Source organism: Phenylobacterium sp., assembly GCF_041919955.1.
Taxonomy (GTDB): domain Bacteria; phylum Pseudomonadota; class Alphaproteobacteria; order Caulobacterales; family Caulobacteraceae; genus Phenylobacterium.
The window spans coordinates 85145-96437 of sequence record NZ_JAYRSU010000003.1 but is presented as its reverse complement, the minus strand read 5'-3'; the positions used below and the strand labels follow the sequence as shown (position 1 = coordinate 96437).

The 11293-nt window shown below is 68.2% G+C and carries 11 protein-coding genes and 1 tRNA gene; 5 read left to right on the top strand and 7 right to left on the bottom strand.

Going from position 1 to position 11293, the window contains the following annotated elements:
- Window positions 1-81: 81 nt before the first annotated feature.
- Together ACE3T2_RS03800 and ACE3T2_RS03795 are read right to left on the bottom strand one after the other, a co-directional pair.
- On the bottom strand, window positions 82-438 hold the full coding sequence (locus tag ACE3T2_RS03800) for a DUF6285 domain-containing protein (protein ID WP_374654871.1): 357 nt from the start codon (window positions 436-438) through the stop codon (window positions 82-84).
- Window positions 435-1424, bottom strand: a complete 990-nt coding sequence (locus ACE3T2_RS03795; protein WP_374654869.1) for a phosphotransferase family protein — start codon at window positions 1422-1424, stop codon at window positions 435-437. The genes ACE3T2_RS03800 and ACE3T2_RS03795 overlap by 4 nt, the downstream gene beginning before the upstream one ends.
- A gap of 137 nt (window positions 1425-1561) precedes the next feature.
- On the opposite strand from ACE3T2_RS03795, the gene ACE3T2_RS03790 reads away from it, so the two are divergent.
- Window positions 1562-2854 (top strand): acyl-CoA dehydrogenase family protein, encoded by a 1293-nt coding sequence (locus ACE3T2_RS03790; protein ID WP_374654867.1) that lies wholly within the window; start codon window positions 1562-1564, stop codon window positions 2852-2854.
- Here ACE3T2_RS03790 and ACE3T2_RS03785 read toward each other — a convergent pair.
- The 3 genes from ACE3T2_RS03785 to ACE3T2_RS03775 form a co-directional block, all read right to left on the bottom strand.
- Window positions 2851-4245 (bottom strand): Mur ligase family protein, encoded by a 1395-nt coding sequence (locus ACE3T2_RS03785; protein ID WP_374654865.1) that lies wholly within the window; start codon window positions 4243-4245, stop codon window positions 2851-2853. The genes ACE3T2_RS03790 and ACE3T2_RS03785 overlap by 4 nt on opposite strands.
- A 128-nt stretch (window positions 4246-4373) precedes the next feature.
- A tRNA-Asn gene (locus ACE3T2_RS03780) sits at window positions 4374-4449 on the bottom strand.
- Window positions 4450-4647: 198 nt separating this feature from the next.
- Complete coding sequence (locus ACE3T2_RS03775) at window positions 4648-4938, bottom strand: hypothetical protein (protein ID WP_374654863.1); 291 nt, start codon at window positions 4936-4938, stop codon at window positions 4648-4650.
- A 311-nt stretch (window positions 4939-5249) separates the two neighbouring features.
- Here ACE3T2_RS03775 and ACE3T2_RS03770 point away from each other — a divergent pair, with 311 nt between their 5' ends.
- Window positions 5250-5864 carry a peptidylprolyl isomerase gene (locus tag ACE3T2_RS03770; RefSeq protein WP_374654861.1) on the top strand — a complete coding sequence of 205 codons (615 nt, stop codon included), beginning with the start codon at window positions 5250-5252 and terminating at the stop codon, window positions 5862-5864.
- Here the strand turns inward: ACE3T2_RS03770 and ACE3T2_RS03765 are convergent.
- Window positions 5861-7249 carry a PLP-dependent aminotransferase family protein gene (locus ACE3T2_RS03765; protein WP_374654859.1) on the bottom strand — a complete coding sequence of 463 codons (1389 nt, stop codon included), beginning with the start codon at window positions 7247-7249 and terminating at the stop codon, window positions 5861-5863. The two genes, ACE3T2_RS03770 and ACE3T2_RS03765, sit on opposite strands and share 4 nt — an antisense overlap.
- A gap of 106 nt (window positions 7250-7355) precedes the next feature.
- Here ACE3T2_RS03765 and ACE3T2_RS03760 point away from each other — a divergent pair, with 106 nt between their 5' ends.
- Entirely contained in the window at window positions 7356-8216 is an 861-nt protein-coding gene (locus ACE3T2_RS03760; protein WP_374654857.1) for a DMT family transporter, read from the top strand.
- Window positions 8217-8301: 85 nt separating this feature from the next.
- Here the strand turns inward: ACE3T2_RS03760 and efp are convergent, their stop codons facing one another.
- On the bottom strand, window positions 8302-8868 hold the full coding sequence (efp, locus tag ACE3T2_RS03755) for an elongation factor P (protein WP_374654855.1): 567 nt from the start codon (window positions 8866-8868) through the stop codon (window positions 8302-8304).
- Between the two features lie 126 nt (window positions 8869-8994).
- Here efp and epmA point away from each other — a divergent pair, with 126 nt between their 5' ends.
- The gene (gene epmA / locus ACE3T2_RS03750; RefSeq protein WP_374654853.1) at window positions 8995-10053 is read left to right on the top strand and encodes an EF-P lysine aminoacylase EpmA; all 1059 of its coding nucleotides are present in this window, start codon (window positions 8995-8997) and stop codon (window positions 10051-10053) included.
- 191 nt (window positions 10054-10244) lie between these two features.
- Window positions 10245-11291, top strand: coding sequence for a lysine-2,3-aminomutase-like protein (locus ACE3T2_RS03745; RefSeq protein WP_374654851.1), 1047 nt, complete (start codon window positions 10245-10247; stop codon window positions 11289-11291).
- Window positions 11292-11293: the final 2 nt, after the last annotated feature.

Here is an 11293-nt window from a genome sequence, read left to right as displayed (position 1 = left end):
ACTACGAAGGACGCCCCCGCTCCTCCCGATTGGGTTGGTTCAAGCTGTCCGGGAGGGGATCTTGAGCAAGATTTTGCCCTGCTAACGCGGCTCAGGCGCGTAGCTTGGCTGGTCGATGGCGATCTGGTCGGTGATGTTCGACCGCAGGGCGGACAGCAGGCCCGGCGTGGCGGCGTCCATCTCGCCCGCCCGCAGCCGCGCGCAGAGGTCGGCGTTGAGCTCGGTCAGCGCCCCCTCGCGCCCGAGCAGGGCCGAGAGCCTTGCCGCCGCGGCGTCTTCTGCGGCCCGGCCGCCAGCCAGTTCGCGGCCGATCACGCCCATGGCGTTGGCGGCGACGCGCGCCAGGAAGGCGTCGCGCGGATTGAGCTGGGAGCGGATGCTTTCCAGGAAGCCGGCCACGGCCTGGGCCAGTTCCTCGGCTTTCGGATGCTCGATCACAGGCCCTTCTCCAGCAGGGTGACGAGGTCGATCTCGGTCTCGGAAACGCGGCGGCCGATCATCGGGCGCTCGACTGAGCTTTCGGCGCCGCTCGCGTAGCTGGCGTACATCATCAGGCACATGACGCCCCACTTCAGCGAACCCAGCGCCTGCCAGTAGCGGAGCCGCGAGAGCGGAATGTCGGCCCCGCCCGCGGCGCGGTAGCCGTCAAGCAGGTCCTGGTAGTCGCCAAAGCCGCCGACCGGGCGATCGGCGCGGCCGAAGCGCCAGGAATTGACGCAGATCCAGCCCAGGTCCTCGGCCGGGTCGCCGCAGTGCGACAGCTCCCAGTCCAGCACGGCGACGACGCCCTGGTCCGGGTCGATCATCAGATTGCCGTTCCGGAAGTCGCCATGCAGCAACACCGGAGCCATGGGCGGCGGCGCGTGCTTCTTCAGATGCTGGAAGGCCAGTTCCAGGATCGGGCGCTGCGCCCCTGATTTGCGATAGGCCTCCTCGTAGCGGGCCAGTTCCTCGAGCGCGTCGACGGTCTTGAGCGCCGGCGGAGGGGCCGCCGAGTGGATCTGGGCCAGAATCTCTCCGCACTGGCGGGCGAGGCGCGGACGGACCGCTTCGAAGCGCGGATCGGAGACGATCTTGCGGCCCAGGGTCTCGCCGGAGACACGGCGGGTGATGTGCGCTTCGCCCAGGCCATCGTCCGGCGCGGCCAGATGGACGAGCTCTGCGACCGGCGCGCCGGCGCCGTGGGCCGCGACGATCAGGGCTGCCTCCGTGGCCAGCGAGACCGAACGCCCCTCCCCCGGGTCCATAGGCGCGGACCGGCGGCGCAGGATCAGGTCCTGGCGGCCGCGCTCGCCCTCGACAGCAAAGGCCCAGGTCTCCATGCTCGCCCCGCCCGAGAGCCGCTGGAGATCGGCCAGTCGCGCCCCCTCGCCGCCGAGGCGGGCCGCCAGCCGTTCAAGCCCCGCGCGCACCAGATCCGACATCGCCTCCCTCTCCCGCCTTTTCGCCATCAGGCGCCGCCGGGGGCCGGCTGTAAACGGCGACGCCACGTCAACCGATGGATGACCCGGCGTCAGCGAAAACCTGGGTTAGGCTGCTCCCAAAAGAGGGAGAGACGCCAATGGACTTCAGCCTGTCGCCGGAACTTGTCGCCTATCTGGCCGAGCTCGACGTCTTCATCGAGAAGGAGATCAAGCCGCTGGAGAACGAGAACGACAATATCCGGTTCTTCGACCATCGGCGGGAGTACGAGCGCACGGACTGGGAAGCCGGCGGCCTGCCCAAGCACGAGTGGGAGCAGCTGCTGGCCGAGGCCCGCCGCCGCGCCGATGCAGCCGGCCACCTGCGCTATGCCTGGCCGAGCGAGATGGGCGGCAAGAACGGCAGCAATCTCGACATGGCGGTGATCCGCGAGCACCTGGCCGCCAAGGGGCTGGGCCTGCACAACGACTTGCAGAACGAACACTCGATCGTCGGCAACAACCCCTTCATCCTGATGTTCAAGGAGTTCGCGACCAACGCCCAGTACGAGCGCGACTCGGCCAAGCTGCTGGCCGGTCAGATGCGGACCATCTTCGGCCTGACCGAACCGAACCACGGCTCGGACGCCACCCACATGGAGACGCGCGCGGTCCGCCAGGATCGCGACGGCCAGCCCGGCTGGCTGATCAACGGCGAAAAGATGTGGTCGACGGGCATGCATGTGGCCACCCACTGCATGGTGTTCGCACGGACCAGCGGCGAGGACGGCGACGCCACCGGCATCACCTGCTTCATCGTCCCGGCCGACGCGCCCGGCGTGAAGGTCGAGGAGTGGCTGTGGACCTTCAACATGCCGACCGACCATCCGCGGGTCAGCTTCACCGACGTGTGGATCCCCGAGGACAGCTATTGGGGCCAGATCGATCGGGGCCTGGGCCTCGGCCAGTCCTTCGTGCACCAGAACCGCATCCGCCAGGCGGCCTCGTCGCTGGGCGCGGCGGTCTACTGCATCGAGGAAAGCGTCAAATACGCCCGCGCCCGCAAGCCATTCGGCAAGGCTCTGGCCGAGAACCAGGCGATCCAGTGGCCGCTGGTCGAGCTGGCGACCCAGACCGAGATGCTGCGGCTGCTGATCCGCAAGACCGCCTGGGAGATGGACCGCATGCCCCACAAGGAGGTCGAGAAGCAGCTCTCGGACAAGGTCTCGATGTGCAACTACTGGGCTAACCGCCTGGTTTGCGAGGCCGCCGACCGGGCCATGCAGGTGCACGGCGGCATCGGCTATTCGCGGCACAAGCCCTTCGAGCACATCTACCGCCACCACCGCCGCTATCGGATCACCGAGGGCAGCGAGGAGATCCAGATGCGCAAGGTCGCCGCCTTCCTGTTCGGCTATCTCGGCCCCCGCCGGGCGCAGTTCAAGGACGCTTAAGCGTAAAGGCGGTCGAAGACCGGGGGCAGACTGTCGGGCAGGCCCAGCAGCGGGCCGGAAGACAGCAGCAGGACCACCTCGCCGCCGGTCAGGTGCGAGAGGACCTGGGTGGCGGACCGCGCGTCCGCCACGCCCTGCACCGCGACGCCGGCGGATGCGATGCGGGCGATGATCTCGTCGAAAGTCGACTGGTGATGGCTGGCCGCGCCGTGGGTCGGCGGGGGGATCAGCAACACCTGCTCCACGCCCTCGAACACCGTGTCGTACCACGGCAGGGCGTCGCGGCTGCGCCAGGAGAAGGTGTGGGGCTCGAACACCACGACAAGCGGCCGGTCGGGATAGTGCAGGCGCATGGCCTCGATCGCCGAGCGGGCCTTTTCGTAGGAGCTGCCGAAGCCCTCGATCAACGGCACGCGCGAGGCGCCGGTCAGACGGTCCAGACGACGGCGGATGCCGGCGAAGCTGGCGACGCCCGCGGCCAGGGCGTCTTCGGACACCAGACCGCGCTCAAGCAGCAGGGCGGCGACCCCGACGATGTTCTCGACGTTGTGGGCGCCCAGCAGGCCGGTGGCCAGGCGAATGGTCCGGCCGTGCGGCGCCACGAGCTCGAAACTGGTCGTCTCGCCATAGACGATGTCGCGTGCGTGCCAGCCCTCGCAGGGCTCGGCGTCGTACCAGACAACGCGGGCGCGGGTCTCGTGGGCGACCGCGCGGATGGCCGGATGGTCGCGCAGAACGGCGAGGCCCTCCTCCGGCAGGCGGCGCAGCAGTTCGCGGAACGGCGCCTCGTACTGCGCGAAGGTCGGGAAGACATTGACGTGGTCGTGGATAAGCGAGGTCAGCAGCAGATGATCGGCCGCGTAGAGCGCGAACTTCGAGCGGCGGTCCGTGGTCGAGACGACGTATTCGTCGCCCTCCAGGATCATCGGCCCCGAGCCCCACTGCCCCGTAGCCGGCAAGGATGGCGAGATCGCCCCCACCATCCAGCCCGGATCGGCGCCGGCTTGGTCGAGGATATGAGCCGCAAGTGCGCTGCAGGTGGATTTGCCGAAGGAGCCGGCGACCACGGTCACGTCGCGCGCGGCCGTCGTTTCCCCAAGCAACTCGGCGAAGGTGGTGATTCGAACGCCGGCTGCGCGGGCGGCCACGACCTCGGGATTCGCCTCCGCCCCCAGCTTGGCGCTGGTGCCGAGCACCAGCAGGTCAAGCCCCTGGGGCAGATTCTCGGCGGCGAATCGGCGGTGGAACGGGAAGCCAAGGCCTTCGACATAGGTCGACATCGGCGGGAAGACGTCTTCGTCGGAACCCGAGACCTCGTGGCCGGCGCTGCGCATCATGAGGGCCACGGCGCTCATGCCCGCCCCCGCTATGCCGGTGAAGTGGATGCGCATTTCCGCCCTTGAATCGTCGAAGCCGCCCGGTGGTAGCCGTGCAGGCGGCCAGCGTCGAGGGCGCCGAGCGTCGCGCGTTCATATGCTTGATTGTCAGGGAGTTCTTTGGTCAGGGCCAGAAGTCCAAGTGGCTCCCCGAGCAGGACTCGAACCTGCGACAAGTCGGTTAACAGCCGACTGCTCTACCAACTGAGCTATCGGGGATCACGTTGGAGGCCGGGCATATACCCAGGCCCGGCGCGGTGCGCAAGCGCTCAAATCGACTTTGCCCACAGATCAAAAAAAGAGCCCGGCCGGAGCCGGGCTTTCATCGAAGTTCGGTGATGGTGGGGTGTCTTCAAGGAAGACACAGGCGAGGTTCCGCCCCCGATGGTTAAGCAGCACTTAACGCCCGCAACGGGACTAGGCCCCGAGGCTCACGCGCAGCAGCGCCGCGGCGAGGACCAGGGCCGGGACGCTTCCCTTCGCCCCCGCCTCGCCGATCCGCACCACGCAAAGGCCGCCACGGCGGCCGACGCGCGGGTCTGGATCGATCGTCCAGGTCTCGCCCCGCGGCAGGATGCGCTCGGCCAACTGGACGGCATGACGAAAGTCGCCCTGCAAGGCGAACATCAGCGAGATCATCCCGGCTGCATCCAGGTGCAGCGCGCGGGCCAGCGGCCCAGCCAGACCGTTCACCTCGGCCCGTCGCAACGGTCGGCTCGAACCTTCGAGTAATTGCAAAATCTCATCTGCACTCGAAGAGTTCGGACCAATCATCATTGCAACAGACGCCCCCACGTCACGATTCCATTATCTACATTTAATGCAATGTCCCGAAACCCCATTCGTCCAGTATTTTCATTTATTTCAAACCGGTAACATTACTAATGTTACCATTCGCCCTTATACCGCCGACGAACACGCCAAAATAACGTCGATATTTAAATCTCGGCAACGAGCGCTTGCGCCGTTGCGTGACCGACCGCGCGCGATAAGCTCTCGCACAACGCTCGGAGCCGCACATGAAACGCCGCCTCTTCATTACAGTCCTGGCCGCCGCCGCGACCGCAGCGGCCATGACGCACGCCCAGCCGGCGCCCGCCGGCCCGGTCCGCGTGACCCTGGACACCGCCGACGGGCCGATCCTGGTGGAGGTCTATCCGGACAAGGCGCCGATCACGGCCGGCAACTTCCTTCGCTATGTCGACGAGAAGCGCTTCGACGGCGCGACCTTCTACCGGGCCTCGAAAGTGCCCAACGCGCCGGAATACGGGCTGGTGCAGGGCGGCGTGCAGAACGATCCCAAGCGTGTATTGAAGCCGATCGCCCACGAGCCGACGACGAAGACCGGCCTGTCGCATGTGAACGGGGCGCTCTCTATGGGCCGCACCTCGCCGGGGACGGCGACGTCCGACTTCTTCATCTGCGTCGGCGACATGACCTACATGGACGCCGACCCCAAGCAGCCGGGCGACAACCTGGGCTTTGCGGCGTTCGGCAAGGTCGTCGAGGGCATGGATACGGTGAAGAAGATCCTGGCCGAACCCACATCCCCCACCGCCGGCGAAGGGGTGATGAAGGGCGAGATTCTCGCCAAGCCGGTGAAGATCGTCACCGCCCGACGGGCGCCGGCCTAGGCGTCCATCGCGCGCGCCAGCACCTCGTAGAGCCGCACGTCGCCCGACTGGGCGACGTTGAAACGCAGGTAGCTGGTCGCGCTTTGCGACGGGCTGAAGGCGTCGCCCGGCGCCAGCACGACGCCGTCCGTCAGCGCCTGCTGGGCGACGCGCCCCGCATCGAGACCGCTTGGCAGGCGCATCCAGAGGAAGAGGCCCGCCTGCGGCTCGATCCATGGCGTGAGCCCGAGACCGCCCAGCCGCCGAAGGGTCTCGCCACGCGCCCGCGCCAGCCGCTCGCGCAAGGCCGCCAGATAGCGACGATAGCCGCCGTCGGTGAGGATGGAGAGCACCAGCTCGGCCGAGAGCTGGCCAGCGCCGAACGAGGTCGCCACCTTCAGGTCGGCCAAGCCGTCGATCCAGTCGGCGCGGGCGGCGACGAAGCCGCAGCGCGCGGCGGCGGACAGGGTCTTGGAGAAGCTGCCGATATGCACGACGCGCTCCAGGCCGTCGAAGGCGGCAAGGCGGGGCGCGGGCTCGTGCTCGAGGTCGGCATAGATGTCGTCTTCTATGATCGTCAGGTCGTGCCGCTCGGCCAACTTCAGCAGGCGATGGGCGACGACGGGCGAGAGCGTCGCCCCGGTCGGGTTCTGGGGCCCCGAATTGGTGATGTAGAGCCGCGGCCGATGCTCGGACAGCAACTGCTCGAACACTTCGAGGTTCGGGCCATGAGGGGTCCACGGCGCGCCGAACACGCGGACGCGATGGGCGCGCAGCATGGCGTGGAAGTTGAAGTAGCAGGGATCGTCTACGATGACCGCGTCGCCCGGCTCCAGCAGGAAGCGGCAGACCAGGTCGATCGCCTGGGTGCCCGACTCGGTCAGCATGATCCGGGCCGGAGCCGCCTCCACGCCCCGTTCGGCCAGGCGGCGCGACAGCAGGCTGCGCATCGACGTCAAACCCAGGGGCGTTCCGTAATCGGTCAGGTTGACGCGCTCGGTCCTGGCCAGGGCGCGCATGGCCCGGCGCATGGCGTCCTGGGGCATCCAGTCGGCCGGCAGCCAGCCGCAGCCGGGTTTAAGGACGCCCGGCCCGGCCTCCAGCGACTGACGCGAAATCCAGAGCGGATCGATTGAGCGGTCCAGCCGCGGTCCGATCTCGGACAGCGCCAAGGGCGCAGCCCGGCCGGCGACATAGAAGCCCGAGCCGCGCCGCGCTTCCACCACGCCCTCGGCCGCCAGACGGTCGTAGGCCTCGACCACGGTCGACTTGGAGACGTTCATCGCCTGCGCCATCGCCCGGATCGAGGGCGCCCGCGCGCCCGGCTGCAGCGCCCGCGTCGCGATCCTGGCGCGCACGGCGCCCATCACCTGCTCGACGCGGGTAATCCCACCCTCCAAGCTCATTGTATCGCCTTTTGGATCAGTACAGTTTGAGACAATTGTACCCAACCGTTCCTGGCCTGGCCAGGCGGCCGGCGGCATATCCGCGCCTCGTTTTCTGGAGGCGGACATGGACGAGCGCACGCGCGGCTGGATCGATGGCTTCATCGGGGTGGCGATCTTCTCGGGGTCCCTGCCCGCAACCCGGGTCGCCGTGGCCGACCTGGACCCCGTCTTCCTGACGGCGGCGCGGGCCCTGTTCGCCGGGCTGCTGGGGCTTGGCCTGCTGGCGGCGCTGAAGGCCGAGAGGCCGGCGCGGCGCGACCTGTTTCCGCTGGTCCTGGTCGCCGTCGGCGTGGTGTTGGGCTTTCCCCTGCTGACCGCCCTGGCGCTGAAGCACATCACGGCCGCCCATTCGATCGTCTTCGTCGGCCTGCTGCCGGTGGCGACCGCCACCTTTGCGGTGCTGCTGGGCGGCGAGCGGCCGCGCTGGTCCTTCTGGGTGTTCTCGCTGATCGGCGCGGCGCTGGTGGCGGGCTTCGCCATGACGCGCGGGGCCGAAGGCTCCGTCATCGGCGACCTGCTGATGCTGGCGGCGGTCGTGGTATGCGGCCTCGGCTACGCCGAGGGCGGACGCCTGGCGCGGCGGCTCGGCGGCTGGCAGGTGATCTGCTGGGCGCTGGTCATCTCCGCGCCGTTCATGGCGGTGGTGGCGATCTATGCCTGGCCGATCAGCGTGGCGCACGTCGGCGCGCCGGCCTGGACGGGCCTTGCCTATGTCTCGCTGTTCAGCATGCTGATCGGATTCGTGTTCTGGTACCGCGGCCTGGCGTTGGGCGGGGTGGCGGCGGTGGGGCAGCTGCAGCTGCTGCAGCCCTTCATGGGCCTGGCCCTGGCGGCGGGCCTGCTGGGCGAGCCGGTCGGCTGGCCCATGGCGGCCGTGACCGCCGGAGTGGTGCTGTGCGTGGCGGGGGCCAAGCGGTTCGCCTAGGGCGGATCCGCCGATCCGCTCCAACTCATTTGAAAAGAGAGCATCTTCTTTCCAGAAAATGCTCTCTCCCCGCCGTGCGAAGCGCTTAGTCCTTGGCGCGTTCCGAGTAGGTCCAGTCTTCCGTCAGGATGACCACGCGGGTGCCGGCGGCGATGTACGGCGGGACCATGATGCGCTGACCGTTGGTCAGGGTGGCGGGCTTGTAGGACGACGACGCGGTCTGGCCCTTCACCGACGGCTCGGTGTCGGCGATCTCGAAGATCACGGTGCGCGGCAGCTCCATGGCGATCGGGACGCCTTCGTGCACCGACAGGATCACCGACAGGCCATCGGTCAGCCACGGAGCGTTGTCGCCCACGGTCTCTTCAGACACCACGACCTGATCGTAGGTCTCGGGCTGCATGAAGTGGTAGCCCTCGCCATCCTGATAGAGGAAGTTGTAGGTGCGGTCGTCGACGAAGGCGCGCTCGACCTGCTCGGTCGTGCGCCAGCGCTCGGAGACCTTCACGCCGTCCGAGATGCGGCGCATGTTGAGCTGGGTCACCGGGGTGCCCTTGCCGGGATGGATGTTTTCGGCGGTCAGGACGACATAGAGCTTGCCGTCCATATCAACGACGGCGCCTTTCCTGAGCGAGCTGGCAGCGACCTTCACGTAGTTCGTCCTCGAGCCTATTGGGGAGGCCGGACATCGGCCCCGCGCGATTCCGCCGAGCGGCGGTCTTGGCCGCGCACCTATACGAAGAGGGCGATTTTCGCCAGTCATGATCGAAATGGCCGCATGAACGAGCATCGCTCCGCGCCGTGGTGGCGCGCCGACATCCACCAGGATCGCCGTCCGTTCCTGACGGCGCGCGGAGCGATCACGCGAGCGGTGCGCCGCTGGTTCGAGGATCGCGGCTTCACCGAGGTCGAGGGCGCGGCGCTGCAGACCTCGCCCGGCAACGAGGCGCACCTGCACGCCTTCACCACTGAAATCGTTGGAAATTCCGGAGAGCGGCGGCCACTGCACCTGCACACCTCGCCTGAGTTCGCCTGCAAGAAGCTGCTGGCGGCGGGCGAGACGAGGATCTTCGACCTCGCCCGGGTCTGGCGCAATCGCGAGCGCGGGCCGCTGCACCATCCCGAATTCACCCTGCTGGAGTGGTATCGGACGCACGAGCCCTATGAGCAGCTGATGACCGACTGCGCCGACCTGCTCGCCCTGGCGGCCGATACGGCGGGCGCCAAGACCCTCTCCTATCGGCAGGTTTCGTCCGACCCCTTCCAGGAACCTGAACGGCTCAGCCTGCAGGAGGCGTTCGACCGCTTCGCCGGGATCGACCTTCTCGCCACCGTCGGGGCGAACGGGGAGACCGACCGCGACGGGCTGGCGGCGGCGGCGCGGGCCGCGGGCGTGCGGGTCTCGGACGACGACGTCTGGGCCGATGTCTACTCCAAGGCGCTGGTCGAGAAGATCGAGCCGAACCTGGGGATCGGCCGGCCCACCGTGCTGTGCGAATACCCGATCAGCGAGGCGGCGCTGGCGCGGCCGAAGCCGGAGGACCCGCGGGTGGCCGAGCGCTTCGAGCTCTATGCCTGCGGGGTGGAACTGGCCAACGCCTTCGGCGAGCTCAGCGACCCCGTCGAGCAGCGGCGGCGTTTCGAGGCCGAGATGGACGAGAAGGCCCGCGTCTATGGCGAGCGCTATCCGATCGACGAGGACTTCCTGGCCGCCCTGCCTCACATGCCGCCGGCCTGTGGATCGGCGCTGGGATTCGACCGGCTGGTGATGCTGGCGACCGGCGCGCGCCGGATCGAGGACGTGATCTGGACGCCGGTCGCCGAGCCATTTTCCTAAGCGTCATTGCGGTTTCGGCGTAGCCGGAGGCCGGGACCCATTCACGTCTGAATTCGAAGAAGTGACGCGGCCGAGCCGCATCCTGATCTATCCGGTGTCCATGGATCCCGGTCTTGCTTCGCAAACCGGGATGACACTCGGTGAAGGTGACGCATTTGCTCCCCGTCCCGGCATGGGCCATATGCGCGGCGATGAGCACGATCCGCAAAGCCAGCGACCTGGTCGCCGCCGGCCTGGCGCCGCTGGAGCGGCTGCCGGAGCTGGAGCGCGTGGCCGCGCGCTACGCCCTGGCCATCACGCCCGCCATGGCCGAACTGATCGACCCGGCCGACCCGCACGACCCGATCGCGCGCCAATTCATGCCGTCGGGCGAGGAACTGGAGAGCGGCCCGCTGGAAAACGCCGATCCGATCGGCGACTTCACGCACAGCCCGGTCGAGGGGATCGTCCACCGCTACCGCGACCGGGTGCTTCTGAAGCCCACCCACACCTGCGCGGTCTATTGCCGGTTCTGCTTCCGGCGCGAGATGGTGGGACCTGAGGGGCTGTCGAACCTGACGCCCGCGCAGCTCGACGCCGCCCTCGCCTACATCGCCGAGCGTCCGCAGATCTGGGAAGTGATCGTCACCGGCGGCGACCCGTTCGTACTGTCGCCGCGGCGGCTGGCGGAGCTGTCGGCGCGGCTGGCGCAGATCGAGCACGTCAAAATCGTCCGCTATCACACCCGCGTCCCGGCCGCCGATCCCGCGGCGATCACCGACGAACTGATCGCGGCCCTGCGCTGCGAGGGCAAGACGGTCTATGTCGCCTTGCACGCCAACCATCCGCGCGAGTTGACGCCCGCGGCGCGGGCCGCCTGCGCCAGGATCATCGACGCTGGCCTGCCGATGCTGAGCCAGACCGTGCTGCTGAAGGGGGTCAACGACGATCCCGAGATCCTGGGCGGCCTGATGCGCGCCTTCGTCGAACTGCGAATCCGGCCCTACTACCTGCACCAGGGCGACCTGGCGCCCGGCACCTCGCACCTGCGCACCAGCCTGGAAGAGGGTCAGGCGGTCATGCGGGCCCTGCGCGGGACCTATTCGGGCCTCTGCCAGCCGACCTATGTGCTCGACATTCCGGGCGGGCACGGCAAGGCGCCGGTGGGTCCGAACTATCTGGGCGACGGCGAGGTCGAGGACCCGAACGGCGCGCGCCACGCCTATCCGCCCGCAGCGTCCCGATTACCTGACGCGTAATC

What these genes read in the sequence shown, in the direction of transcription:
- ACE3T2_RS03795 (WP_374654869.1), bottom strand. Translation starts at nt 1,424, where the DNA reads ATGTCGGATCTGGTGCGCGCGGGGCTTGAACGGCTGGCGGCCCGCCTC.
- ACE3T2_RS03790 (WP_374654867.1), top strand. Translation starts at nt 1,562, where the DNA reads ATGGACTTCAGCCTGTCGCCGGAACTTGTCGCCTATCTGGCCGAGCTC.
- ACE3T2_RS03785 (WP_374654865.1), bottom strand. Translation starts at nt 4,245, where the DNA reads ATGCGCATCCACTTCACCGGCATAGCGGGGGCGGGCATGAGCGCCGTG.
- ACE3T2_RS03770 (WP_374654861.1), top strand. Translation starts at nt 5,250, where the DNA reads ATGAAACGCCGCCTCTTCATTACAGTCCTGGCCGCCGCCGCGACCGCA.
- ACE3T2_RS03765 (WP_374654859.1), bottom strand. Translation starts at nt 7,249, where the DNA reads ATGAGCTTGGAGGGTGGGATTACCCGCGTCGAGCAGGTGATGGGCGCC.
- ACE3T2_RS03760 (WP_374654857.1), top strand. Translation starts at nt 7,356, where the DNA reads ATGGACGAGCGCACGCGCGGCTGGATCGATGGCTTCATCGGGGTGGCG.
- epmA (WP_374654853.1), top strand. Translation starts at nt 8,995, where the DNA reads ATGAACGAGCATCGCTCCGCGCCGTGGTGGCGCGCCGACATCCACCAG.
- ACE3T2_RS03745 (WP_374654851.1), top strand. Translation starts at nt 10,245, where the DNA reads ATGAGCACGATCCGCAAAGCCAGCGACCTGGTCGCCGCCGGCCTGGCG.